General features: G+C 69.6%; 22 protein-coding genes. 11 read left to right on the forward strand and 11 right to left on the reverse strand.

Going from position 1 to position 24,984, the window contains the following annotated elements; genetic code table 11:
- Positions 1-45 precede the first annotated feature (45 nt).
- The 5 genes from BLT64_RS05995 (at position 46) to BLT64_RS06015 (ending at position 9,810) form a co-directional block, all read left to right on the forward strand.
- The gene (locus tag BLT64_RS05995; RefSeq protein ID WP_011748647.1) at positions 46-5,547 is read left to right on the forward strand and encodes an alpha-2-macroglobulin family protein; all 5,502 of its coding nucleotides are present in this window, start codon (positions 46-48) and stop codon (positions 5,545-5,547) included.
- A 154-nt stretch (positions 5,548-5,701) separates the two neighbouring features.
- The gene (locus BLT64_RS06000) at positions 5,702-6,700 is read left to right on the forward strand and encodes a GAF domain-containing protein (protein ID WP_049792328.1); all 999 of its coding nucleotides are present in this window, start codon (positions 5,702-5,704) and stop codon (positions 6,698-6,700) included.
- A gap of 106 nt (positions 6,701-6,806) precedes the next feature.
- Positions 6,807-8,333 carry an aldehyde dehydrogenase gene (gene adh / locus BLT64_RS06005; protein WP_011748649.1) on the forward strand — a complete coding sequence of 509 codons (1,527 nt, stop codon included), beginning with the start codon at positions 6,807-6,809 and terminating at the stop codon, positions 8,331-8,333.
- Positions 8,334-8,416: 83 nt separating this feature from the next.
- Positions 8,417-9,451, forward strand: a complete 1,035-nt coding sequence (gene adhP / locus BLT64_RS06010) for an alcohol dehydrogenase AdhP (protein ID WP_011748650.1) — start codon at positions 8,417-8,419, stop codon at positions 9,449-9,451.
- A gap of 2 nt (positions 9,452-9,453) precedes the next feature.
- Entirely contained in the window at positions 9,454-9,810 is a 357-nt protein-coding gene (locus BLT64_RS06015) for a DUF779 domain-containing protein (RefSeq protein ID WP_011748651.1), read from the forward strand.
- 53 nt (positions 9,811-9,863) lie between these two features.
- On the opposite strand, the gene BLT64_RS06020 is transcribed toward BLT64_RS06015, so the two are convergent.
- The 5 genes from BLT64_RS06020 to BLT64_RS06040 form a co-directional block, all read right to left on the reverse strand.
- Entirely contained in the window at positions 9,864-10,055 is a 192-nt protein-coding gene (locus tag BLT64_RS06020; protein ID WP_011748652.1) for a Trm112 family protein, read from the reverse strand.
- Entirely contained in the window at positions 10,052-10,690 is a 639-nt protein-coding gene (locus BLT64_RS06025; RefSeq protein WP_011748653.1) for an LON peptidase substrate-binding domain-containing protein, read from the reverse strand. Before BLT64_RS06025 ends, BLT64_RS06020 begins: the two co-directional genes overlap by 4 nt.
- Position 10,691: 1 nt before the next feature.
- Positions 10,692-11,603, reverse strand: a complete 912-nt coding sequence (locus BLT64_RS06030) for a thioredoxin family protein (protein ID WP_011748654.1) — start codon at positions 11,601-11,603, stop codon at positions 10,692-10,694.
- 90 nt (positions 11,604-11,693) lie between these two features.
- Entirely contained in the window at positions 11,694-12,479 is a 786-nt protein-coding gene (locus tag BLT64_RS06035) for an exodeoxyribonuclease III (protein WP_011748655.1), read from the reverse strand.
- A 303-nt stretch (positions 12,480-12,782) separates the two neighbouring features.
- Positions 12,783-13,469, reverse strand: a complete 687-nt coding sequence (locus BLT64_RS06040; protein WP_011748657.1) for a response regulator transcription factor — start codon at positions 13,467-13,469, stop codon at positions 12,783-12,785.
- Positions 13,470-13,602: 133 nt separating this feature from the next.
- Here BLT64_RS06040 and ribA point away from each other — a divergent pair, with 133 nt between their 5' ends.
- Positions 13,603-14,664 carry a GTP cyclohydrolase II gene (gene ribA, locus BLT64_RS06045; protein ID WP_011748658.1) on the forward strand — a complete coding sequence of 354 codons (1,062 nt, stop codon included), beginning with the start codon at positions 13,603-13,605 and terminating at the stop codon, positions 14,662-14,664.
- A gap of 17 nt (positions 14,665-14,681) precedes the next feature.
- Positions 14,682-15,197, forward strand: a complete 516-nt coding sequence (locus BLT64_RS06050) for a L,D-transpeptidase family protein (protein ID WP_175474401.1) — start codon at positions 14,682-14,684, stop codon at positions 15,195-15,197.
- Between the two features lie 4 nt (positions 15,198-15,201).
- On the opposite strand, the gene BLT64_RS06055 is transcribed toward BLT64_RS06050, so the two are convergent.
- Positions 15,202-15,951: an SDR family NAD(P)-dependent oxidoreductase gene (locus tag BLT64_RS06055; protein ID WP_011748660.1), complete on the reverse strand. Its 750-nt coding sequence runs from the start codon at positions 15,949-15,951 to the stop codon at positions 15,202-15,204.
- Between the two features lie 101 nt (positions 15,952-16,052).
- Positions 16,053-17,252 (reverse strand): THUMP domain-containing class I SAM-dependent RNA methyltransferase, encoded by a 1,200-nt coding sequence (locus BLT64_RS06060; RefSeq protein ID WP_011748661.1) that lies wholly within the window; start codon positions 17,250-17,252, stop codon positions 16,053-16,055.
- 163 nt (positions 17,253-17,415) lie between these two features.
- Between BLT64_RS06060 and BLT64_RS06065 the strand changes: the two genes are divergently transcribed.
- Positions 17,416-18,210, forward strand: coding sequence for a VOC family protein (locus BLT64_RS06065; RefSeq protein WP_011748662.1), 795 nt, complete (start codon positions 17,416-17,418; stop codon positions 18,208-18,210).
- Between the two features lies 1 nt (position 18,211).
- On the opposite strand, the gene BLT64_RS06070 is transcribed toward BLT64_RS06065, so the two are convergent.
- Both BLT64_RS06070 and BLT64_RS06075 read right to left on the reverse strand, forming a co-directional pair.
- Positions 18,212-19,000 (reverse strand): metallophosphoesterase family protein, encoded by a 789-nt coding sequence (locus tag BLT64_RS06070; protein WP_011748663.1) that lies wholly within the window; start codon positions 18,998-19,000, stop codon positions 18,212-18,214.
- Entirely contained in the window at positions 18,997-19,959 is a 963-nt protein-coding gene (locus BLT64_RS06075; protein WP_041529958.1) for a diacylglycerol/lipid kinase family protein, read from the reverse strand. Before BLT64_RS06075 ends, BLT64_RS06070 begins: the two co-directional genes overlap by 4 nt.
- Before the next feature lie 384 nt (positions 19,960-20,343).
- On the opposite strand from BLT64_RS06075, the gene BLT64_RS06080 reads away from it, so the two are divergent.
- Genes BLT64_RS06080 through BLT64_RS06090 form a run of 3 tightly spaced genes read left to right on the forward strand, consistent with a single transcriptional unit; the run spans position 20,344 to position 22,966 of the window.
- A complete protein-coding gene (locus BLT64_RS06080) occupies positions 20,344-21,549 on the forward strand; it encodes an isochorismate synthase (protein ID WP_041529959.1) in 1,206 nt (401 codons plus the stop codon).
- Positions 21,549-22,205, forward strand: a complete 657-nt coding sequence (locus BLT64_RS06085) for an isochorismatase family protein (RefSeq protein ID WP_011748666.1) — start codon at positions 21,549-21,551, stop codon at positions 22,203-22,205. The genes BLT64_RS06080 and BLT64_RS06085 overlap by 1 nt, the downstream gene beginning before the upstream one ends.
- Complete coding sequence (locus BLT64_RS06090; RefSeq protein WP_011748667.1) at positions 22,196-22,966, forward strand: 2,3-dihydro-2,3-dihydroxybenzoate dehydrogenase; 771 nt, start codon at positions 22,196-22,198, stop codon at positions 22,964-22,966. The genes BLT64_RS06085 and BLT64_RS06090 overlap by 10 nt, the downstream gene beginning before the upstream one ends.
- A gap of 39 nt (positions 22,967-23,005) precedes the next feature.
- On the opposite strand, the gene BLT64_RS06095 is transcribed toward BLT64_RS06090, so the two are convergent.
- Both BLT64_RS06095 and BLT64_RS06100 read right to left on the reverse strand, forming a co-directional pair.
- Positions 23,006-23,248, reverse strand: coding sequence for a phosphopantetheine-binding protein (locus tag BLT64_RS06095; protein ID WP_230999407.1), 243 nt, complete (start codon positions 23,246-23,248; stop codon positions 23,006-23,008).
- An 11-nt stretch (positions 23,249-23,259) separates the two neighbouring features.
- Complete coding sequence (locus BLT64_RS06100; RefSeq protein ID WP_011748668.1) at positions 23,260-24,882, reverse strand: (2,3-dihydroxybenzoyl)adenylate synthase; 1,623 nt, start codon at positions 24,880-24,882, stop codon at positions 23,260-23,262.
- Positions 24,883-24,984 lie beyond the last annotated feature (102 nt).

Consider the following 24,984-nt stretch of genomic DNA (forward strand, 5'->3'; position numbering starts at 1 on the left):
GCGCGCCGGTGCCACAACTATGCCGAGCACGATAGGAGTAAGGCCATGGCACATCCCGTCTGGCACGGTTTCATCGCGGCGGCCCTGGGCGGGCTTCTCGTCACCGGCGCGGCTCTGGCACAGGATGCACCGCTGCCCGAACGGCGGCTGTCCCTGCAGGCCGATACCGACCTGCCGGGCGGCGACCTGGGGCCGATCTTCGACACCACGCTGCAAGCCTGCGTGCAGGCATGCCTGGGCAATGACGACTGCCGCGCGCTGACCTACAACCAGCGGTCCCGCGCCTGCTTCCCCAAGGGTGAGGGCACGGGCTCCGCGACCGCCTTTGCCGGCGCGCTGTCGGGCCATGTCGTGGCGACCACGGCCGAGGAACGGCTGCGCGCCGAATCCCGTGCCAAGGCCGCCCCCTTCGTCGCGCCGCAGGATCTGGCCGCCGCGCAATCGCTGGCCCGATCCTTTCCGGCCCTGCACCCGCCGCTGGGCGCGGACTATCCGCAGGGCAGCGCGCAGGCTGCCGAAGCCTCGGGCGAACTGGCGCTGGCGGCGCGGATCACCGCCGCCGAGGTCGCACGCTATGACCGGCCCGCCGACTGGACCAATCTCGCCCGGCTGACGCTCTATACCAGCAACCAGGGCGACGGCGAGGCATCGAACGCCATCGCTTCGATGGCGATCAACGGCTATCTGCGGGCGGGCGAGGATGCGGTGGCGGCCCGGGCGCTGTCCTGGCTCGCCATGGCGTGGGAGCGGCTGGACCGCGGTCGCGACGCGCTGTCGGCGCTGCGGCTGGCGGCGCGGCTTTCGCCCGGCGACGACGCCATCGCCCAGGCGCTCGAGGAATCGCAGGCCCGCAACGGGCTGCGCGTCACCGACACCCAGGTCGAAGCCGAGGGCAAGATGCCGCGCTTCTGCGCGGTGATGTCGCGCGAACTCTCCTCCGGCACCGATTATGCGCAATTCCTGCGCCTGCCCGGCCGCGACCTGACCGTCGAGGCCGATGGCGAACGGCTTTGCGTCGCCGGCCTGACCCATGGCCAGGATGTCGAGCTGACCCTGCGCGCCGGCCTGCCCGCCGCCGATGGCGAGACGCTGGCCCGCGACGTGACGCTGAAAGGCTATGTCCGCGACCGCGCGCCCTCGGTCCGCTTTCCCGGCCGCGCCTATGTGCTGCCGGCCTCGGGCGACCAGCGGCTGTCCATGGTGACGGTCAATGCCGACACGATCGACCTGCGCCTGCTGCGCATTTCCGACCGCAACCTGATCCGCGCCATGGCCGAGGACATGTTCGCGACGCCGCTGGACAGCTGGCGCGCCGATTATTTCAGCGATCGCATGGCGCGCGAGGTCTGGAAGGGCTCGGCGCAGGTGGCCAGGCCGATGGGGCAGGAAACCCTGAACCAGGAACTGACCACCAGCCTCGCCATTCCCGCCGAGGCCGGCCCGCTGGAACCCGGCATCTATATCGTCGAGGCCGGCATCGAGAACCAGAACGTCTCGGATACCGGGCTTGCCACGCAATGGTTCGTGATCTCGGATTTCGGGATCTCCACCTTCTCGGGCGCCGACGGGCTGACCGTCGCCGTGCGCAGCCTTGCCGACACCTCGGCCAAGGCGGGGGCCGAGGTCGCTTTGATCAGCCGCTCGAACGAGGTGCTGGCCAAGGCCGCGACCGATGCGGACGGCATCGCGCATTTCGCGCCGGGCCTCGCCATGGGCAAGGAAGGCGCCGCGCCGGCGCTGGTCACGGCGACCGAATGGCAGGGCGAGGGCGCCGAGCGTGCGCCCCGCGACATGGCCTTCCTGTCGCTCTCGGACCCCGAATTCGACCTTTCCGACCGCGGCGTCGAGGGCCAGCCCCCCGCACCGCCCATCGACCTGTTCGTGACCACCGACCGCGGCGCCTACCGCGTCGGCGAGACGGTGAACGCGACGGTGCTGGCCCGCAATGCCGAGGCCCGGGCGCTGGAAAACCTGCCGCTGACCGCGGTGATCCTGCGTCCCGACGGGGTCGAGGCGACGCGCCTGCCCGCGCAGGATGCCGGCGCCGGCGGCAGCGTGGTCAACTGGCAGATCCCCGGCAACGCCCCGCGCGGCACCTGGCGGATGGAGCTGCGCACCGAGGCGGACGGCCCGGCGCTGGCCACCGCGCGCATGCTGGTCGAGGATTTCCTGCCCGAGCGCATCGACTTCACCCCGCGCCTGCCCGAAGGCCCGGCGCGCGCCGGCGGCACGCTGGAGCTGTCGCTTTCGGCGCATTGGCTGTTCGGCGCGCCGGCCGCGAACCTGCCGGTCGAGGGGTTGTTGCGCCTGTCGCCCACCCGCAGCCTGGACGGTTTCGACGGCTATGCCTTCGGCCGGCACGACGACGACAGCGCGCCAGTAACCGACAGCCTGCCTGCGGGGGTGACCGACGCACAGGGCAATTACCAGGCGCGGATCGAACTGCCGCCCGCCGGCGAACTCGGCCCCCGCCCGGTCGAGGCCGAGGTGGTGCTGGACATCCGCGAAGGCGCCGGCCGTCCGGTCGAGCGCAGCGAATCCCGCGTGGTCATGCCCGAGGCCCCGACCGTCGGCATCAGGCCGCTGTTCGAGGGCGATACGGTTTCGGAAAACGCCGAGGCGCGCTTTGCGCTCATCGCCGTCGGCCCGGACCTGAAACCGGCGGCCGAGCCGCTGCGCTGGGTTCTGAACCGCGTCGACACCGACTACCAATGGTATTCGCTGGGCGGGCAGTGGAACTGGGAGGTGATCACCTCGCGCACCCGCATCGCCGAAGGCGTGGCCGAGCCGGGCGAGGTCGCGGCCGAGGTCGCGGTCCAGGTCCAATGGGGCCAGTATGAGCTGGTGGCCGAGCCGGCCTCGGGCCAGGGCGGGCCAAGCTCGGTGCAGTTCTACTCGGGCTGGGGCGCGGTGGCGAATTCCGGGACCCAGACGCCCGACCGCCTGAAGGTGGCGCTGGACCGGCCCGCCTATCGCAGCGGCGAGACCGCGCGCGTCCAGGTCGAGGCGACCAGCGACGGGCTGGGCCTTGTCTCGGTGCTGTCGAACCGGCTGGTCTCGATGCAGACCGTGGCACTGAAGGCGGGCGAGATCCGGATCGACCTGCCGGTGACCGACGACTGGGGCGCCGGCGTCTATGTCACCGTCAGCGCCATCCGCCCGCTGGGCGAGGCGCAGCCCGGCGACCGCCAGCCGGTGCGCGCGCTGGGTCTGGCCCATGCCGCCGTCGATCCCGGCGACCGCAGGCTTGCCGCCAGCATCGAGGCGCCGGCCGAGACCCGCCCGCGCGGCACGATCCCGGTGACGCTGAAGGTCGAGGGCGCGGCGGGCGAAACGGTGCATGCCACCATCGCCGCCGTCGACCAGGGCATCCTGAACCTGACCCGGTTCCAGCCGCCCAACCCCTCGCAGCATTATTTCGGCCAGCGCCGGCTGGGCGTCGCCCTGCGCGATCTTTACGGGCGGCTGATCCTGCCGACCGGCGCCCCCGACGGCGCGTTGCGCGAGGGGGGCGATGCCAGCCTTGCCGGCAATGCCGAGGCGCCGCCGCCGACCGAAAAGCTGATGAGCTGGTTCTCGGGGCCCCTGACCGTGGGCGCGGACGGCACCGCGACCATCGAGGTGCCGGTGGGCGATTTCAACGGCGAGGTGCGGGTCATGGCCGTCGTCTGGTCCGAAAAGGGGCTGGGCCAGGCCGATGCCTCGGTCCTGGTGCGCGATCCGGTGGTGATGACCGTGACCGCGCCAGCCTTCCTCGCGCCCGGCGACCGGGCGCAGGTCGGGCTGCGACTGACCCATGCCTCGGGTCCGGCCGGCGAGATGCGGCTCTCGGTCCAGCAGGTGGGCGGCGAGGCACCGCTGACCACCAGCCTGCCGGCCGACACCGTGACCCTGGCCGAAAAGGCCGAGGCGCAGGTGCAGATGCCCGTCGCGGCGGGCGATGCCGAGGGGCTGGCCAATCTGCGGCTGACCCTGACCACGCCGGACGGGCAGGCGCTGACCAAGGACATCGCCATTCCCGTCGCGCTGAACGAGGCCGACATCCAGCGCCGCGACCGGCTGGTGGTCGAACCGGGGCAAAGCCTGACCGTGCCCGCCGGCCTGACCGAAACCATGCTGCCCGGGGCCGAGATCACCGTCGCCATCGGCCCCTATGCCCGGCTGGACGTGGCGGGCGCGCTGATGCGGCTGGCACGCTATCCCTATGGCTGCACCGAGCAGTTGACCTCGGGCGCCATGCCGCTGATCTACATGCCCGGCCTTGCCGCCGTCGAAGGGGTGGCCAGCGAAAACACGGCCGAGCAGGTCCAGAAGGCCATCACCGAGATCCTGACCCGCCAGGGCTCGAATGGCGGATTCGGGCTGTGGTATGCCGATTCGGGCGATCTGTGGCTGGAAGCCTATGTCACCGACTTCCTGTCGCGGGCGCGGGCGGCAGGCTATCGCGTGCCGGACACCGCCTTCCGCATGGCCATCGACAACCTCAGGAACCGCGCCAATTACGCGACCGAACCCGGCGCCGCCTCGGCCGAGGAAAATGCGGCGCTGGCCTATGCGCTGGCGGTGCTGGCACGAGAGCGGGCGGCGACGGTGGGCGACCTGCGCTATTACGCCGATACCGCCGCGGGATCGTTCTCGACCCCGATGGGCGCGGCCCATCTGGGCGCGGCGCTGGCCTCCTATGGCGACCAGAGCCGGGCGGATCGCATGTTCACGCAGGCGCGGAACCTGCTGAACCTCGACGCGCCCGAGCCGCATGCCTTCCGCGCCGATTACGGCACCAAGCTGCGCAACGCCACCGCGCTGCTGGCACTGGCGGCCGAGGCGAAGACGCAGGCCGTCGACACCACCGACCTGACCAGCCGGATCGCCGAGCGCATCGCGCGGGCCGAAGAGGACGGCCGCAGCCTGTCCACCCAGGAATCGGTCTGGACGGTGCTGGCGGCACAATCGCTGTTCACCTCGACCCCGCCCGCGACGCTGAACGGCGTGGCGCTGAGCCAGCCGGTGGCCAGCCTGCCGGCGGATGCGAGCCTTGCCAATACCGGCACGCAGGCGCTGGAGGTGACGCTGACCGCGACCGGCAAGCCCGCGGGTCCGGTCGCGTCCGGCGGCAAGGGCTATACCATCGCACGGCGCTATTACAGCATGGAGGGCGAGGCGCTGGACCCCGCCAGCCTGCAACAGGGCACGCGCATGGTGGTCGAGCTGGAGATCGCGCCGCAATCCGAGGGCGGCGGGCGGCTGGTCATCGCCGATCCCCTGCCCGCCGGGTGGGAGATCGACAACCCGAACCTGCTGCGCGCCGGCGACGTCTCTGCGCTGGACTGGCTGGAGGCCGAGACCTCGGCCGAGATGACCGAGTTCCGCGCCGACCGTTTTGCGGCGGCGCTGACCTGGACCTCGGCCGAGCGGTTCCGGCTGGCCTATATCGTGCGCGCCGTGACGCCGGGCGAGTTCCGCCATCCTGCCGCCAGCGTCGAGGACATGTATCGCCCCGAGTTCCGCGCCTGGTCGGACAGCGGCACCGTCGCCGTCACGCCCTGAACCGCCGGAACCGGACCCCTGGCACCCGACCCCTGCACCCCGGCCCCCGAAAGGCCGGGGTGCTTCGTTGCGGGCGCTTCACGAAAGCATTGCTTGCCCCGCGGCGCCCGGACGGGCAATAATCCCGCCATCGCGTAAGGAAGGGGAGGACGCCTTGCCCGAGACCCGCCCGGTAACGCCATCCGCAGCCCGCCACGAGGACCGCGTGGTGCAGGCCTCGCAATCGCCCGGCGCCGTCACCCGGCTGGCGGCAAGCTGGCGCCGCTCGATGCTCAAGCACGGGCTGGACCCGTCCCGGCCGCCCGAGCCGCGCCGCCTGACCGAGCGCGAGTTGTCCGAGCGCGTCGAGCGCATGGACCGCTTCATCGCCGTGGCCCGGCCGCAGCTGGACCAGCTGTTCCAGCTGGTCTGCCCGACCGGCTGCAACCTGCTGCTGACCGACGCGCAGGGCATCGTTCTGGAACATCGCGTCAGCCAGGGCGACGCCGCCACCTTTCGCGGCTGGGGTCTGTGGCGCGGCATGGACTGGTCCGAGGCGGTGCAGGGCACCAACGGCATCGGCACCTGCCTGGCCGAGGGGCGGCAGGTCACCATCCACCGCGACGAACATTTCTATGCCCGCAACGCCGGGCTTTCCTGCATGGACGCGCCGATCTGGGGACCGGACGGGCGGCTGATTGCGGCGCTGGACATCAGTTCGGCCCGCGCCGACCATACCGAGCGGCTGAACGCGCTGATCGCGGCGCAGGTCGCGCATAGCGCCCGGGCCATCGAGGCGGCGTTCTTCCGCGTCTCGTTCCCCGGCGCGCGAATCATCGCGCCCGAGGCCGAGGGAGCCGAGGACGGCACACTGCTGATCGCGGTGGACAAGGACGACCTGGCCATCGGTGCGAACCGCGCCGCCCGCCGCGCCTTCGGCCTGGAGAAAGAGGGGCAGTTGCGCCCGCGCCCGGCCTCGGACCTGCTGGGCCGGCAGGACGACGCCACCGGGTTCGAGCGCGCCGAACGCGCCGCCGTGATTCGCGCGCTGGCCAGGGCCGAGGGCAATGTCTCGGCCGCCGCCCGCGCGCTGGGTGTGGGACGGGCGACGCTCTATCGCCGCATGGCGCGGCTGGGCATCGACGAAAATCCCGGCAAACTGTCTCGCCCCTGAAACACATCGGGGCAGCGGCGCGCCTGGCCGCGTTGACCCGAGGCGGTCCCAGGGCACACCCTCTTGTGCAACCGGCTGGAGGAGCCGGAATGACAGGAGGAACATCATGCCGAACGACCAGACGCATCCCTTCCGGGGCGTGAACGCGCTGCCCTTCGAGGAACGCTACGACAATTTCATCGGCGGCGAATGGGTGGCGCCCGTCTCGGGCAGGTATTTCACCAACACCACCCCGATCACCGGCGCCGAGATCGGGCAGATCGCGCGCTCGGAGGCCGGCGACATCGAGCTGGCGCTGGACGCCGCCCATGCCGCCAAGGAGAAATGGGGCGCCACCAGCCCGGCCGAGCGCGCCAACATCATGCTGAAGATCGCCGACCGGATGGAGCGGAACCTGGAGCTGCTCGCCACCGCCGAGACCTGGGACAACGGCAAGCCGATCCGCGAGACCATGGCCGCCGACCTGCCGCTGGCCATCGACCATTTCCGCTATTTCGCCGGCGTGCTGCGGGCGCAGGAGGGCTCGATCAGCCAGATCGACGACGACACCGTCGCCTATCACTTCCACGAGCCGCTGGGCGTGGTGGGCCAGATCATCCCCTGGAACTTTCCGCTGCTGATGGCCTGCTGGAAGCTGGCCCCCGCGATCGCCGCCGGCAACTGCGTGGTGCTGAAACCGGCCGAGCAGACCCCGGCCGGCATCATGGTCTGGGCCAACCTGATCGGCGACCTGCTGCCGCCGGGCGTGCTGAACATCGTCAACGGCTTCGGGCTGGAAGCCGGCAAGCCGCTGGCATCCTCGAACCGCATCGCCAAGATCGCCTTCACCGGCGAGACGACGACCGGCCGGCTGATCATGCAATATGCCAGCGAGAACCTGATCCCGGTGACGCTGGAACTGGGCGGCAAGTCTCCGAACATCTTCTTTGCCGATGTCGCGCGCGAGGATGACGATTTCTTCGACAAGGCGCTGGAAGGCTTTACCATGTTCGCGCTGAACCAGGGCGAGGTCTGCACCTGCCCGTCGCGCGTGCTGATCCAGGAATCGATCTATGACAAGTTCATGGAACGCGCGGTCCAGCGCGTACAGGCGATCAAGCAGGGCGATCCGCGCGAAAGCGACACCATGATCGGCGCGCAGGCGTCGAGCGAGCAGAAGGAAAAGATCCTCAGCTATCTCGACATCGGCAAGAAGGAAGGCGCCGAGGTGCTGACCGGCGGCAAGGCGGCCGACCTGGGCGGCGAGCTTTCGGGCGGCTACTACATCGAGCCGACGATCTTTCGCGGCAACAACAAGATGCGGATCTTCCAGGAGGAAATCTTCGGCCCGGTGGTCTCGGTCACCACCTTCAAGGACCAGGCCGAGGCGCTGGAGATCGCCAACGACACGCTTTACGGCCTTGGCGCCGGCGTGTGGTCGCGCGATGCCAATACCTGCTATCGCATGGGCCGCGGCATCAAGGCCGGCCGGGTCTGGACCAACTGCTACCACGCCTATCCGGCCCATGCGGCCTTCGGCGGCTACAAGCAGTCGGGCATCGGGCGCGAGACGCACAAGATGATGCTGGACCACTATCAGCAGACCAAGAACATGCTGGTCAGCTATTCGCCCAAGAAGCTGGGCTTCTTCTGATGGAATGGCCGGGCGCATGTCATCCTGCGCCCGGCACGCCTCCCCCTCCCTCCCCCAAGAGCAACTGCAAGGAGTGCCCTCTCATGGCCAAAACCATGAAAGCCGCCGTCGTGCGCGAATTCGGCAAGCCCCTGACCATCGACGAGGTGCCGGTCCCCGAACCCGGCCCCGGCATGATCCAGGTCAGGATCCAGGCCTCGGGCGTCTGCCATACCGACCTGCACGCGGCCGAGGGCGACTGGCCGGTCAAGCCGAACCCGCCCTTCATTCCCGGCCATGAAGGCGTGGGCTTCGTCTCGGCCGTGGGCGCCGGGGTCAAGCACGTCAAGGAGGGCGACCGCGTCGGCGTGCCCTGGCTCTACACCGCCTGCGGCCATTGCCGGCATTGCCTGGGCGGCTGGGAAACGCTGTGCGAAAGCCAGCTCAACACCGGCTATTCGGTGAACGGTGGCTTTGCCGATTACGTCGTGGCCGATCCGAACTATGTCGGCCACCTGCCGAAGAACGTCGATTTCCTGGACATCGCCCCGGTGCTCTGCGCGGGCGTCACGGTCTACAAGGGGCTGAAGGTCACGGATACCAAGCCCGGCGACTGGGTGGTGATCTCGGGCATCGGCGGGCTGGGGCATATGGCGGTGCAATATGCCAAGGCCATGGGCATGAACGTCGCCGCCGTGGACATCGACGACGAAAAGCTGGCACTGGCCCGCAAGCTGGGCGCCACGGTGACGGTGAACGCCGCGACCGAACCCGACCCGGCGGCGGCGATCAGGAAACAGACCGATGGCGGCGCACAGGGCGTGCTGGTGACGGCGGTCGGCCGCAAGGCCTTCGAGCAGGCCATCGGCATGGTCGCACGCGGCGGCACGGTGGCGCTGAACGGCCTGCCCCCGGGCGACTTCCCGCTGGACATCTTCGGCATGGTGCTGAACGGCATCACCGTGCGCGGCTCGATCGTGGGCACGCGGCTGGACCTGCAGGAATCGCTGGATTTCGCCGGCGACGGCAAGGTCAAGGCCACCGTGCACAAGGCAAAGCTCGAAGACATCAACAACATCTTCGGCCAGATGCACAAAGGCCAGATCGAAGGCCGCATGGTGCTGGACATGGCGGGCTGAGCATGGAACCCGTCGCCACCCCCGCAGGGCCGGACCAGGTCGAGGCCACGCCCGCAGCCCTGGCGCTTCTGGCCGAGATCGTCGCCGATCACGGGCCGGTGCTGTTCCACCAGTCCGGGGGCTGCTGCGACGGGTCCTCGCCCATGTGCTATCCGCAGGGCGAATTCCGCATCGGCCAGCATGACGTGAAGCTGGGCGAGATCGGCGGCATGCCCTTCTATATCTCGGCCAGCCAATACGAAGCCTGGAAGCACACCCGCCTGATCATCGACGTGGTGCCCGGTCGCGGCGGCATGTTCAGCCTGGATAACGGGCGCGAGCGGCGCTTCCTGGTGCGGTCCGAGATCTGCCGGCTCTGACCGCGGCACGGGCGCACGGCCTCCCCCAAGCCGTCCGTGCGCCCGCCCTTTTCTCAGGCGCGGATCTGGCGGGCCTCGTTCAGCAGCATGATCGGAATGCCGCCCCGGATCGGAAAGGCCAGCCCGGCGGCTTCGGAAATCAGCTCCTGCGCCTCGGCGTCATAGCGCAGCGTCGCATGGGTCACCGGGCAGACCAGCGCCTCGAGCATGTGGCGGTCATAGCCGCGTTCGGTCGTGTCGGTCACTGGATCGTCTCCTCGTTGTCGCCGCCGTGCAGGGCGTATTCCAGCAGCCCCTCCAGCAGCACGCGGCGCTTGGCAAGCGTCGGCGCCTCCAGCAGGGCCTGCTTTTCCTCGGGGGCGAAGGGCAGCAGCATGGACAGCGAATTGACCAGCGTCTCGGCCTCGGACGCCTCGGCGGCATCCCAGTCGGTGGACAGGCTGCGCTGCTCCATATAGCGACCCAGCCGCGCCATGAAGCCCTTGCGCTCGAAACGCGGATCCTCCTCGGGCTGGACAGCCAGGTCCGTCTCATAGCCCGACCAGTTCACCTGGCCGCGCAGATAGGGGGTAAAGCCGGGCTGCACCTCGTTCAGCCGGAAACGCGAACGCGCCTTGAGCGAGATCATCAGCCGACCGTCGTCCAGTTCGGAAAAGGCCACGATCCGGCCCGCGCAGCCGACCTGGGCCAGCGCGTCCAGCCCGCCCTCGGCCGGCTGGATCATGCCGATCAGCCGCGAGGGGGTCTTCAGCACGTCCTCGACCATCTGCAGATAGCGCGGCTCGAAGATCTGCAACGGCAGGCGGGTGCGGGGCATCAGGACCGCGCCCGGCAGCGGGAACAGCGGGACGGTCTCGGGCAGGTCGATGCCGCGCGCCATGTCAGGCGAAGATCAGCGAGGACAGGCGGCGGCGCCCCTTCTGCGCCAGCGGATCGGTGGGCTTCATCGCGTCGAAGATGGTCAGAAGCTGCGCCTTGGCCGCGCCCTCGTTCCAGTCGCGGTCGCGGCGGAAGGCTTCCAGAAGCTGGTCGATCGCCTCCTCGACCTCGCCCGCCGCATGCAGCGCGGTGGCATAGTCGAAACGCGCCTGCTGGTCGGCCGGATCGGCCTCGACCTTGTGGCGCAACTCGTCCAGGGGACCGGCGCTCGCGGCCTGCCGCGCCAGCTGCAACTGGGCGCGGGCCGCCTCGACCGGCGCGGCATTGGCGACGGCGGCGGGCACCTGCGCCAGCGCCTCTTCGGCGCGGTCCTCGGCCCCGGCGGCCAGATGGGCGCGGATCAGCCCGCCCCAGGCGGCGGCGTTCTCGGGCTCTTCCTCCAGGATCGCGGCGAAGGTTTCGGCGGCATCCTCGGGGGCGCCCTCGGCGATCATCGCCTCGGCAGCCTCCAGCGCCTCGGCCAGCCCGCCGTCATCGCCGCCCATGGCCACCAGCTTCTCGACGAACTGCTTGATCTGGCTTTGCGGGATCGCGCCCTGGAAGCCGTCGACCGGCTGACCCTGGAAGAAGGCATAGACCGTCGGGATCGACTGCACCCGCAACTGGCCGGCGATCATCTGGTTCTCGTCCACGTTGACCTTGGCCATGCGGATGCGGCCCTTGTGGCGGGCGACCTCGGCCTCGAGCTGCGGGCCCAGCGTCTTGCAGGGGCCGCACCAGGGAGCCCAGAAATCGACGATGACCGGCACCTTCATCGAGGCCTCGACCACATCGGCCATGAAGGTCGCCTCGGTCACGTCCTTGATGATATCGGCGGGGGCGGCATCTTTTGGGGCGGAGCCAAGCTCGAGCATCGGAATTCCTCATGCGAAAGGGTTGCCCCCTAGATGGCGCAGCGGCCGGCGCGATGCAAGATTCGGCTGGCCGCGCGGCGCCCCGACGGCTCATAGATCGAAGCTGGCCAGCACCGGAACGTGGTCGCTGGGCTGCTGCCAGCCGCGCAGCGGCCGCAGGATGCGGCTGTTGTGCCCCGCATTGGCGATATCTGGCGTGGCCCAGATATGGTCCAGCCGCCGGCCCTTGTCGGCCGCGTCCCAGTCCCGCGCGCGATAGCTCCACCAGCTGTAAAGCAGGCCCTGCGGAATGTCCTTGCGGGTGATGTCCACCCATTTGCCGGCATCCTGCGCGGCGCCCAGATGCTCGACCTCGATGGGCGTGTGGCTGACGATCTTCAGCAATTGCTTGTGCGACCAGACGTCGTCCTCGCGCGGGGCGATGTTCAGGTCGCCCACCATGATCGAGCGCGCGGGCCGGTCGGCATGGAAGACGTCGCGCATCTCGGTCAGGAAATCCAGCTTCTGGCCGAACTTGACGTTCTGCTCGCGATCGGGAATGTCGCCGCCCGCCGGGACGTAGAAGTTGTGGATGGTGACGCCGTTCTCCAGCCGCGCGGCGACATGGCGGGCATGGCCCAGCCCGGCATAATCGCGGTCGCCCGCATCCTCGATCGGCAGCTTCGACAGGATGGCGACGCCGTTATAGCCCTTTTGCCCGCGCGCGACGAAATGGTCGTAGCCCAGCGCCCGGAATGCCTCCAGGGGGATGTTCTCGACTGGGCTTTTCGTCTCTTGCAGGCAAAGGATGTCCGGCGCTTCCTCGGTCAGGAAGCGGGCGACCAGCGCCTCGCGCAGGCGGACCGAATTGATGTTCCAGGTGGCGATGGTGAACATGGCAGCTCCTTTTCGGGGACGGACCCTAGGGGCGCGGGCACCGCTTGTCCACCACCGCCGCGACCGGCCCGGTCCGCCCACCATCCCCCACCATGACCAAGGAAAGCCGCCGCCCATCTTCTCCGTTTCAGAAATACTCTCGGGGGGTGCGGGGGGCGAAGCGCCCCCGCGCGGCAGGGCAAGCGAAAAACCCGGCCGCCGGTCTGGACCGGGGCCGGGTCATCATGTGGCCGCATCCTCCGACCACCGGGCTTCGCAATCAGAACCCGCCAGCCATGCGCGGGTTCCGGGGATCAACATTTATCAAGCGACCAGGCGATAGCCGCCGGATTCGGTGACCAGAAGCCGCGCGTTCGAGGGATCGGGCTCGATCTTCTGGCGCAGGCGATAGATATGGGTCTCCAGCGTATGCGTGGTCACGCCCGCGTTGTAGCCCCAGACCTCGTGCAGAAGCACGTCGCGCGGCACCACCCCGTCCTGCGCGCGATACAGGAACTTCAGGATGTTGGTTTCCTTTTCGGTCAGGCGGATCTTGCGGTCCTTGGCGTCGATCAGCATCTTCATCGCCGGCTTGAACGTATAGGGGCCAAGCTGGAAGATCGCGTCCTCGGACTGCTCATGCGTGCGCAATTGCGCGCGCAGCCGCGCCAGAAGCACCGGGAACTTGAACGGCTTGGTGATGTAGTCGTTCGCACCGCTGTCGAGCCCAAGGATGGTATCGGCATCGGTATCGTGGCCGGTCAGCATGACGACGGGGCATTTCACCCCCTGCTTGCGCAGCCGCTTGCAAAGCTCGCGCCCGTCGGTATCGGGCAGGCCCACGTCCAGCACGACCAGGTCGAAGATCGCGCCCTTGGTCCTTTCGACCGCCTCATGGCCCGAGCCCGCCTCGAACACCTCGAAATCCTCGGTGGCGACCAGCTGCTCGGCCAGCGCCTCGCGCAGGTCGTCCTCGTCATCGACCAGCAGGATCTTTTTCAGTCCGGCCATTCTTGCCTCCTTTGGCGTTATGGCGGAAAACTGTGGCGCGGCGCGGCAAGCGTCCAGCGGTTTGCAGCAATTCTCACATGGAGTTGTCGGAATTCCGCCCTATGTTTCAGATTGTTTCAACCATGCTGGCCCGATGACCCTGATCCCGACCCTGACCGAGACCCTTTCGCGCGCCCGCGCCGACCTGCGCATGGGGCTGCCCGTGGTCATCGGCGGCCAGCTCGTCGCCGCGGTCGAAACGCTGCGCGCCGACCGGCTGGCATCCATGCGCGCCCTCGGCCCGGCCGTGCTGGCGATCACCGGACCGCGCGCCGAGACGCTGAAGGTCCGGGTCTATGACGGCGATCTGGCGCGGATCGAGGTGCCGGGCGACGGCGACCTGGCCTGGCTGCGGGCCGTGGCCGATCCGGCGGGCGACCTGATGACGCCGATGAAGGGGCCGTTTCGCAGCCCGCGCGGCGGCGCGGTGGATGCGCATCGCGCCGGCATCGCGCTGGCGAAATCGGCGCAGCTCCTGCCCGCCGTGCTGGTGGTGCCGCTGGCCGTCCCGGTCGAGGGGCTGACGCAGCTTTCGCCCGGCCCGGCGCTGGCGCAGATGGCGACCGAGGCCGCGATGGCCCCCGTCGCCGCCGCCCGCCTGCCGCTGCTGGCGGCCGAGAACTCGAAACTGCACATCTTTCGCCCCGACAATGGCGAGGCCGAACATTACGCGGTCGAGATCGGCGCCCCCTCGCGCGAGGCTCCGGTTCTGGCGCGGCTGCATTCGGCCTGCTTCACCGGAGACGTGCTGGGCAGCCTGAAATGCGATTGCGGGCCGCAGCTTCATGCCGCGCTGGCAGCCATGGGTCAGGCGGGCGAAGGCGTGCTGCTTTATCTGAACCAAGAGGGGCGCGGCATCGGGCTGGCCAACAAGATGCGCGCCTATGCGCTGCAAAATCAGGGCTTCGACACGGTCGAGGCCAATCACCGCCTGGGTTTCGAGGATGACGAGCGCGATTTCCGCATCGGCGCCGGCATCCTGAAGAAGATGGGCTTCGGCGCAGTTCGGCTGATGACCAACAACCCGAAAAAGGTCGCCATGCTGGAGGGCCATGGCATCCGCGTGGCCGAGCGCGTGCCGCTGATCACGCCCCGCAACCGCCACAATACCGGCTATCTGGACGTGAAGGCCGCGAAATCGGGCCATCTGCTGTGAGGCTGCTCTTGACGCCCATGGGGCTGCGGGCGGGGTCGCGGATCATCCCCTGCGCGGTCGGGCGCGGCGGCATCCGGGCCGACAAGCGCGAAGGCGACGGCGCGACGCCCATCGGCCGGCATCGCATCGTCGGCCTGCTCTATCGCCCCGACCGGGTGGCGCGGCCGAACGGCTGGGCGCGGCCGATCCTGCCGGGGGATCTGTGGTGCGACGCCTCGGACCATGCCGCCTATAACCACCCGGTGCGCGCGCCCTTCGGCCCCAGCCACGAGGCGATGCGGCGCGCCGATCCGCTTTACGACATCGTGCTGGTGACGGATTGGAACTGGCCGCAGGCCAGGCCCGGCATGGGCTCGGCGATCTTCCTGCATCAATGGCGCCGGCCGGGCTTTCCGACCGCGGGCTGCATCGCCATGGCGCGGCGTGACCTGATCTGGCTCGCCTCGGCCGTCGTGCCGGGCGATGTGCTGGAGATCCCCGCCCTGCCGCGCTGGCCGGCGCGCAAACCCGCCAGCCGCCACGGCAAGGACTGAAGCGTCACAGCGCCGTATAGCCGCCATCCACCAGGTGATAGCTGCCGGTGATGAAGCTGGCGCGGTCCGAAAGCAGGAACACGACAAGCCCCGCAACCTCGTCCGCCCGGCCCAGCCGGCCGATGGGATGGCGGCCGACCAGCGCCTGCCTGGTGTCGCTGTCCAACTGGTCGAGCAGCGGCGTGTCGATGAAGGCCGGGCCGACCGAGTTCACCCGGATGCCCTTTTGCGCATATTCCAGCGCCGCGTTCTTGGTCATGCCCACCACGGCATGCTTGGCCGAGACATAGGCGCCCGCGCCGTTGAACCCGACCGAGCCCAGGATCGAGGCCATGTTCACGATCGCCCCGCCGCCCGCGTCCAGCATCGCCGGAATCCCGTAGCGCATGCCGTAGAAGACCGCGTTCAGGTTGACGTCGATGACCTTTTTCCAGCCGTCCAGCGGATAGTCCCCGACCGGCGCGCTGGGGCCGCCGATGCCGGCATTGTTCACCAGCAGGTGCAGCCCGCCCAGCCCCTTGGCGACCTCGACGGCCTTGCGCACCGCATCAGGATCGGAGACATCGCCCGCCACGGCCTTGGCCTTGCCGCCCGCCGCGACGATCCTGTCGGCGGTGGCGCGGGCTGTCGCTTCATGCAGGTCGGCGGCCACCACCGTGGCGCCCGAGGCGGCAAGCTCCAGCGCTATCGCCTCGCCCAGCCCCGAGCCGGCGCCGGTCACAAGGGCGATCTTGTTGTCGAAACGAATGTCCATGGGGTTTCTCCTGCGCGGTTTAGAGCATCATGGCGCGCGCGGGGGATTCCGTCCCTGCGGCCAATCGTATCAATGCGGCGCCGCCAGCCGGGGTTCCCCGGTCACAGCGGCCCGGTCTGCCACAGCCGGATCTTCAGCCCGCCATGGGCGACATAGGGTCCCGGCTCGCGAAAGGGCAGGCCGGTGGAGCGGGCCAGCGGCGCCTCGCTGGTGACCAGCCCGACGCGCCAGCCCCGGAACCGCTCGCGCAGCACCTCGCCCATGGCGGCATGCAGGCCGAACAGCGGTCCCTTGTTGCCGATGCGTGCGCCATAGGGCGGGTTGACGATGACAAGGCCCGGCGGCCCTTCGGGACGCTGAAGCTCGCCGATGGCGCGGTTTTCGAAGCTGGTCCAGCCGTCCAGCCCGGCGCGAACGGCATTCTCGCGGCTCATGCGGATCGCGCCGGGATCGCGGTCGCTGCCGTGGTAACGGGGCTGTGCCGGGGCGGGCGGGACCGGCGCGCTACGCATCGCCTGCCATGCCTGCACGTCATGGCCCGGCAGGTGTTCAAAGGCGAAATGCCTCAGCCGTCCGGGGTGCAGGCCCGCCGCGATCTCGGCCGCTTCGATGAGGAATGTGCCCGACCCGCACATAGGGTCCAGCACCGGCTCGCGCCCGTCGAAACCGCATTGGCGCAGGAACATCGCGGCCATGGTCTCGCGCATCGGCGCCTTGCCCACCGCCTGCTTGTGGCCGCGCCGATGCAGCGATTCGCCCGAGCTGTTCAGGCTGATGGTGCAAAGATCGTCCTCGATGCGGATCTTCAGCGTGACCGGCGCATCCTCGGCAATGGGGGCGCCCAGCGTATCGCGGATGGCGGCCTCGATGCGCTGGGTGATGGCGCCGGCGTGATAGATGCGGGACTTGCGGCTGCTGGCCTCGATGCGAACCGGCACGTCGGGGCGCAGCCAGTCGGCCCAGGGAAAGCGGCGCGCGCGCTTGTCCAGCTGCGCCGGATGCAGGGCGCGAAAGGCGCCGATGCGGGCCAGCACGCGGGTCGCGCCGCGGATTTCCAGGTTGGCCCGCCAGACATCCGGCCAGCCGCCGGCGAAGGTCACCCCGCCCGGCTGGACCTGCGCGTCCCAGCCAAGCGCGCGGGCCTCCTCGGCCAGCGGTTCCTCCAGCCCGGGGGTGGCGACCAGGAAGATCTCCATCCGCGCCGGATCGGCGGCCAGCGGCGCCGGTTCGGGCTGCGGCCGCGGCGCGATGGGGGCGGCAGGGGTCTTGGCGGGACGTGTCTTGGGGGCGCGGGGCTTCATCGGGTTCCGGCTGGCAAAAGGGCTCCGCATCATGCGCCGCGGCGCGGGCGAAGGCAATCCGCGCTTATTGTCTCCGAAATGGCGGCAGTCTTCCCCGATTGGTGCCATTTCCTGCCATGCACATCCCGCCTATCTTGGCTGCAACAGGATAAAGGAGAGTATCATGGCCACGAGCGACGCCCCCATCCAGATCGGCCGGGTGGCCCTGACCGTCAACGACCTGGGCCGGGTCGGGGATTTCTATCGCTCCGTCATCGGGCTGGAGCGGATTTCCGGCAGCGGCGAAGAGCTGGTGCTGGGCGCGGGCGGCAAGCCGCTGCTGGAGTTGCGCAGCGACAAGGCAGCCCGCCCGCGCCCGCAGGAAGCGGGGCTGTTTCACACCGCCTTTCTCTTGCCCGACCGTCAGGCCCTGGGGCGCTGGCTGCGTTTCGTCGCCGATCAGGGCATCAGGCTCGACGGCGCCTCGGACCATCTGGTCAGCGAGGCGATCTATCTGCGCGACCCCGAGGGCAACGGGATCGAGGTCTATGCCGACCGTCCCCGCAGCGCCTGGCAGCGTGACGGCGCCGAGGTGCGGATGGACACCATCGCGCTGGACCTGCCCGACCTCATGGCGGCGGCCGAGGGCGACTGGACCGGCGCGCCCGGGGAAAGCGTGGTGGGGCATGTCCACCTTCAGGTGGGCGACGTGGCCGCGGCCGAGGATTTCTGCATGAACCGGCTGGGCATGGAACGCATGGCGCATCGCTTCGGCGCCAGCTTCTTCGCCACCGGGGGCTATCACCATCACCTGGCGGGCAATGTCTGGAACAGCCGCGGCGCGGGGCCGCGCAGCGCCGATTCGGCAGGGCTGGCCGAGGTGGTGCTGGCCGCCGATCCCGATCGGTTGCAGGCGCTGGGGGCGACCGAATTTCGCGACCCCTGGGGCACGACCTTCCGCGTCGAACCCAAGGGCTGATCTAGGCCGGGCGCCAAAGCCCGTCCCGGCGGATGAAGCGCAGATGCTCGGGCGGGCGAAAGCCGGGCTCGGTCATGGGCGCGACATGGCGCTCGACCAAAAGGTCCGGGCCGGCGAAGTCCAGCACGGCGAATTCGTTCTGCCGGTCGCCGGGACGGGCGCAAAGCGCCGTGCCGGCCTGCACCTGCAGGATCGGCCGCCCCTGTTCACCCAGAAAGGCGCCGATCGACCACAGGTGCAGATGGCCGCTGAGCACCAGTTGCACGCCCTCGGCCTCGAAGCGGGCAAGCGCGGGGCCCGCGCCCTGCATCAGCGCCTTGTCCACCTGCGGGCGCTGCTGCATCGGATGGTGCAGCGCAACGATGTTGATGCAGGCCGGGTCGATCCCCGCGATCACCCGCGCGACCTGGGCCGGCGTGATGATGCCGCGCTGCCAGGCCATCGGATCGACGCTGTTGACGCCCTGCACGCGCAGGTTGCCGACATGGCCGACCGGCTCGAGATTCGCGGCGATGGCGCGGCGCCAGCGGCGATAGGGGCGCATCATCCGGTCCGCCAGCTTGTAAAGCGGGATGTCGTGATTGCCGGGCACCGCCAGCAGCGGCGCCTCGATCCGGCGCAGAAAGGCCGCGGCCTGGGCGAATTGCGCCGACCGGCCGCGATGGGTCAGGTCGCCCGTCACCACCACCAGATCGGCGCGGGCGCCGTTGATCCGGTCGAGCAGCGGATCGACCAGCGGCTGGCGTTCCAACCCGAAATGCAGGTCCGACAGATGCAGAATGCGCGTCATCCGGCGTCCCGCCCGCCGCTTTCGGCCGGGACCAGCACCTTCAGCGCGCCATGGCGCACGCGGATGCGAAAGGGCGAATCCATCCAAGTCTTTTCGCCGTCATGGGCGACATATTCATGGCGCGGCACGGTCTCAAGCTCGAATTCATCGGCACAGATCAGGTCGAAATCGGCATAGCGCGCCGTCTTGCCCAAGGCCAGCCGCAAGGCCGAGCGCACCAGGGGCCCCGGCCGCTTCGCCCGCGCCAGCAGCAGCGCCAGCTGGCCCCGCCGCACGCAGTCGGCCCCCTCCAGCCCGAACGTGTCCAGCTGGTAGGCGCTTTTCGCCACAAAGGCCAATGCGGTGGTGAAATGCCGCTCTTCGCCGTTCGCGCGCACGGTCAGGCGCAGCGGCCGGCGCAGGGTCCACAGCGCCGCCACCGCCGACCAATAGGCCGCCAGCCGCGACCGGCCCCAGCGGCGATAGATGCTTTCGCGGCGCCGCAGGATCTCGGGATAGGCTCCGAAGCTGACATTGTTCAGGAAGATCATGCCGTTCATCTCGCCGACATGGACCCGGCGGATGCGGGGGGCGTCGAAGATCCCCAACGCCGCCTCGACCGTCTCGCCCGAGCCCAGGTCGCGGGCGAAATAGTTGAAGGTGCCGCCGGGGATCACCGCCATCGCCGCCTCCGTGCCCGCGACCGCCCCGGCCACGGCGGCCTGGGTGCCGTCGCCGCCGGCCGCGACGATCAGGTCGAACCCCTCGGCCACGGCCGCGCGGGCCATGGCGGGCAGGTCGTCGCCCTGCCCGGTGCCCCGGACCTCGAACGCAGCCACCCGGCCGTGCAGCGCGGTGCGCAGCTTGTCCGCGATGTCGTCGCCCGCCTCGCGGCCCGAGCCCATGTTCACGATGGCACAGACCCGTGCGCTTCCCAGATCGAAACCGGGGGCTTCCGCAGGATCGCGCTGGCTGGTCATCCGGTCGTCTTTCCACATTGCCACGCCCCGCAACCCCCCGACCCGGCGCCGGGTTCCAGCCTCGCCCCTTGCCCGGCCTGCGCCAAGGTTGCGACAAATCGCCTGCCCGGAATAATCCTGATCTTTTTACTTGCCTTTCCGGGGGTGCTTTGACAGATTGCGCCCGGGAAGCTGAGGGGCGGGACATCCACCCGACCGGCCGTGCCCCTTGGGGTTGCGACGGTTCGCCACCCGAGACATCAGTCACCTAACCCTGCGCAGGAGAGTTCTGCCCCGGAAATCTGATCGCGGCATCATCCATGTCTGCGCAACCCGCGCCATTTTTCACCGCAGCGGGCGGCTACCGGGACCGGGGACGAAATTCCTTTGAAAACGAGATGCATCATGAACATCCGCCTGTCCGAGGCGCCGAAAAAGACGGCGTCGCCCGTGCCTGATCCGGTTCTGTTCGGTTTCGACGGCCCCTCGGGTCGCATCCTGGGCCAAGGCCCCGCACGTCGCATCGCCCCCGGCAACGCCGCGACGCTGGAGACGCGGGTGACGGCGGCCCTTGCCGGGGCCGCGCCGGACGAGATGATCGGCGGCGCCCTGCCCTTCGACCGCGAGGCCGGGGACTGCCTGTGGCAATGCCGCCGCAGCGAGGCGCCCGCCCCCGGCGGCATCACGCCGCAGGGCCTGCCGCTGCCGGGCTGGCGCCTGACTGCCGAGCCCGCGGCGCGCGACTATGCCGATGCCGTGGCCCGCGCGCTCGACATCATGGCCGAAGAGGCGGGCAGCGAGGATGCGCTGGAAAAGATCGTGCTGGCGCGCACGCTTCTGGTCGAATCCGCCGCGCCGATCCCGGTCGAGGCGCTGATGGCGCGGCTGCATGCCGACCGCAGCGTGACCGCCTTTCGCGTGGCGCTGCCCGCCGGACCCGACCATCCGCAGGGTCGCGCGCTGATCGGCGCGACGCCCGAACTGCTGATCGAGAAGCGGGGCCGGCGCATCGCATCGCATCCGCTGGCGGGCTCGGCGCGCCGGCTGTCCGATCCGGCCGCAGACCGCGCCGCCGCCGAAGCCCTGTCCGGTTCGGCCAAGGACCACCGCGAACATGCGCTGGTGGTCGAGTCGATCCTGGACACGCTGGCGCCCTTCTGCCGCGAACTGGGCTGCCCCGAGGGCACCTGCATCACCTCGACCCGCAGCATGTGGCATCTGGGCACCCGGATCGAGGGCCGGCTGAAGGACGAGGGCACGCCCTCGGTCGTGCTGGCCTCGGCGCTGCATCCGACGCCGGCGGTCTGCGGCGTGCCGATGGCGCGGGCGGCGGGCTTCATCAAGGCCCTTGAACCCGTGGCGCGGGATTTCTATGCCGGCGCGGTCGGCTGGTGCGACGCAAGCGGCGACGGCGCCTGGCATGTCGCCATCCGCTGCGCCGAGATCAGCGGCCGGCGGGCGCGGCTTTACGCGGGCGCGGGGATCGTTCCCGGCTCGGACCCGATGGCCGAGGCCGCCGAGACCGGCGCCAAGTTCGGCGCGCTTCTGGCCGCCCTGGGCCTGCCGCAGGACGCGGCGCTGCAGGGCGTGCCATGCAACGGAGAGACCTGATGGCCCTGCCCGGCATCGCCCCCTACGCCCCCCCGACCGAGGCCGAACTGCCCAAGGCGCGCGGTCCCTGGCAGCCCGACCGCGACCGTCTGGCGCTGCTGGTCCACGACATGCAGCGCTATTTCTGCCGCGTCTATCCCGAGGGCGCACCGCTGGCGCCGGTGATCGGCAATATCGCGCGGCTGATCCATGCGGCGCGGGCGGCGGGCGTGCCGGTCTTTTATACCGCGCAAAAGGGCAATCAGTTCCGCCCGGATCGCGGGCTCCAGGCCGACCTGTGGGGGCCGGGAATGAGCGCCACCCCCGAGCATGAGGAGATCCTGCCCGAGTTGGCCTCGGCGACAGGCGACATCGTGCTGGTCAAGCATCGCTACAGCGCCTTCCAGCGCTCCAACCTGGAGCAGCTGATGCGCGCGCGCGGCCGCGACCAGCTGATGATCTGCGGCGTCTATGCCCATATCGGCTGCCTCGCCACCGCCGTCGAGGCGTTCCAGCGCGACATCGAAGCCTTTGCCGTGGCCGATGCGCAGGCGGATTTCTCGCGCGAGAAACAGGACATGGCCATGGAATGGATCGCCGCCACCTGCGGCGTGCCGCTGTCCACCCGGCAGGCGCTGGAGGCGCTTGGCACGCATGGGGTGAAGTCATGCGCCTGACCGGATTTCAGGGCAAGACCGCCATCGTCACCGGCGCGGCAGGCGGCATCGGCCGCGCGGTGGTCGCCGCGCTGCTGGACGCCGGGGCGACGGTCGTCGCCGCCGATACCGAATCCGCGCTGGCCGGCAATCCCGTCGCGGGGACCGAGAACCGGGTGCTGGACGTGCGCGACGGCGATGCGGTCGAGGCCCTGGTGGCCGAGGTCGAGGCCGCGCATGGCCCGCTGGCGCTTGGTGTCCATGCGGCCGGCGTGCTGGCCATCGGGCCGCTGCTGGAGTTGCCGCCCGAGGAATGGGAGCGGGTGATCGGCGTGAACGCCCGGGGCACCTTCCACGTCACCCGCGCCTTTGGCCGGGCCATGGTGCGGAACGGCGGCGGCGCCATCGTCGCGGTCAGTTCGAACGCGGCGGGGATTCCGCGCATGAACATGGGCGTCTATGCCGCGTCCAAGGCGGCGGCGACCATGCTGGTCCGCTGCCTGGGGCTGGAACTGGCCGCCCAGGGCGTGCGCTGCAACATCGTCGCGCCGGGCTCGACGCTGACACCGATGCAGACCGGCATGTGGACCGAGGACGGCGGCGCGGGCGAGCGCGCGGTGATCGAGGGCAGCCTGGACGCCTATCGCACCGGCATCCCGCTGAAGAAGCTGGCGACACCCGAGGACATCGCCGGCGCGGTGATGTTCATGCTGTCGGACCAGGCGGGCCATGTCACCATGGCCGACCTTTACGTCGATGGCGGCGCGACGCTGCGCGCCTGACCCTTTGTCGGGGCCGGCCTGACACGGCCGGCCCATCGTTCACAACCGCGACGAAATCAGCGCCCACCAATTGTCCAGCGACGGCTCGCGGGCCAGTTCCTCGAAGCTGGCCTCGATGCCCATCTGCTTGAGCTCCGACGAAAAGGTCATCACCGCGATCGAGTCGAGCCCGTAGAGGACAAGGTTCTCACCCGGCTCGATCTCGCAATCGTCCTCGATCATCTTCTGAACACGGGCGGCCAGCCATTCGGGGCTGAGATCGGTCTTTTCGGCAATATCCATCATTCGTCCTTTCAGGCGGCGGTTTCGGCCACGAGGCTGTCGCGCAGGCGGCGCTTGTCGATCTTGCCCACCGCCGTCAGCGGCAGTTCGGGCACGAAGCGGAAACGGTCGGGCAGCTTGTATTCGGCCACGCCCAGTTCCAGCAGGTGCCGGCGCAGCGCCGGCGAGGAAAGCTTGCCCGACCCCTCGCGCAGCACCAGGAAGGCGCAGCTTTTCTCGCCCAGATGCGCGTCGGGGGCGGCGACCAGCGCGGCATGGGTGATGTCGGGGTGGCGCACCAGCAGGTTCTCGATTTCCTCGGCGGCGATCTTTTCGCCGCCCCGGTTGATTTGGTCCTTGATGCGGCCGACGACGCGCAGGTTGCCGCCCTGCCGCACCACCACGTCCCCCGAATAGTAGAACCCCTCGGCGTCAAAGGACTTCGCATTGTGCTCGGGGCTGCGGTAGTAGCCGCGGAAGGTATAGGGGCCGCGGGTTGCCAGCGCGCCGGGCGTGCCGTCCGGCACGTCGCAGCCGTCCTCGTCGACGATGCGCACCTCGTCGTCGGGGCTGATCGGCCGGCCCTGGGTGGTGAAAATCACCTCGGGCGGATCGTCCAGCCGGGTATAGTTCACCAGCCCCTCGGCCATGCCGAAGACCTGCTGCAGGCGGCAGCCCAGCAGTTCGGGAACGCGCCGCGCCGTCGCCTCGGCGAAACTGGCGCCGCCGACCAGCATCAGCTCCAGGCTGTCCAGCATGGCGCGGCGGGCGGGCTCTTCCTCGACCGCGCGCAGCCACAGCGCGACGGCGGGCGGCACCAGCGGCGCCATGGTGATCCGTTCGCGCGCCACGATCTGGAAGCAGGTCAGCGGTTCGGGGCTGGAGGCCATGACCACCGTGCCGCCGGCATGGAACACCCCCAGCGCGCCGGGCGAGCTCATGGTGAAGTTGTGCCCCGCCGGCAAGGCGCAAAGAAAGCGGGTGGCCGAGGTCACGCCGCAGATCTGGACGCTGGCGCGGATGCTGTAGTCGTAATCGTTATGGGTGCGCGGGATCAGCTTGGGCGTCCCGGTGCTGCCGCCCGACAACTGGAAGAAGGCGACCTCGCCGCCCGGGGTCGGCCCCGCCCCCGCCGGCAGGTCACCGCCATGGGTCAGCCAGTGATCCAGGCTGCGCTGGGGGTCGTCCTCGCCCAGCAGCAGCAGATGCGCGACGCCACCCGCCCGCAATTCCTCGGCAAAGGCGTCGTCGCGGAACAGCTCGTGCTGGCGCGAGGCAATGACCACGCGCGGCGCGATCTGGCGGACATATTCCGCAAGCTCCAGCCGGCGATGGCTGAACAACGCGTTCACCGGCGCCACGCCGATCCGCAGAAGCGCGAAGAAGGCGACGAAGAACTCGGCCACGTTCGGCAATTGCACCAGCGCCGTATCGCCATGGCCCAGCCCCTGCTGCGCCAGCCTGGCGGCCAGGTTGCACGACAGCCGGTCCAGATCGGCATAGCTGAAGCGGCGCGAACCGCAGACCAGCGCCTCGGCCTCGGGGTTGGCGGCCAGCTGCGCGTCCAGGATATGGGTCAGCGGCTGGTCGATCCAATAACCGGCCTCGCGATAGCGCTGCGCGAGGTCTTGCGGCCAAGGGCTGAATTCAATCATGCGGATACCTGTTCTGACGGCAATGACCCGCTCAGGGCACCTGCGGCACCTTGACGGGTGTTAATAGTTGAGTATTTTTATCCCGCTTTCTCTCTTGAAGCA

The sequence above is a fragment of the Paracoccus denitrificans genome (genome assembly GCF_900100045.1).
GTDB lineage: Bacteria > Pseudomonadota > Alphaproteobacteria > Rhodobacterales > Rhodobacteraceae > Paracoccus > Paracoccus denitrificans.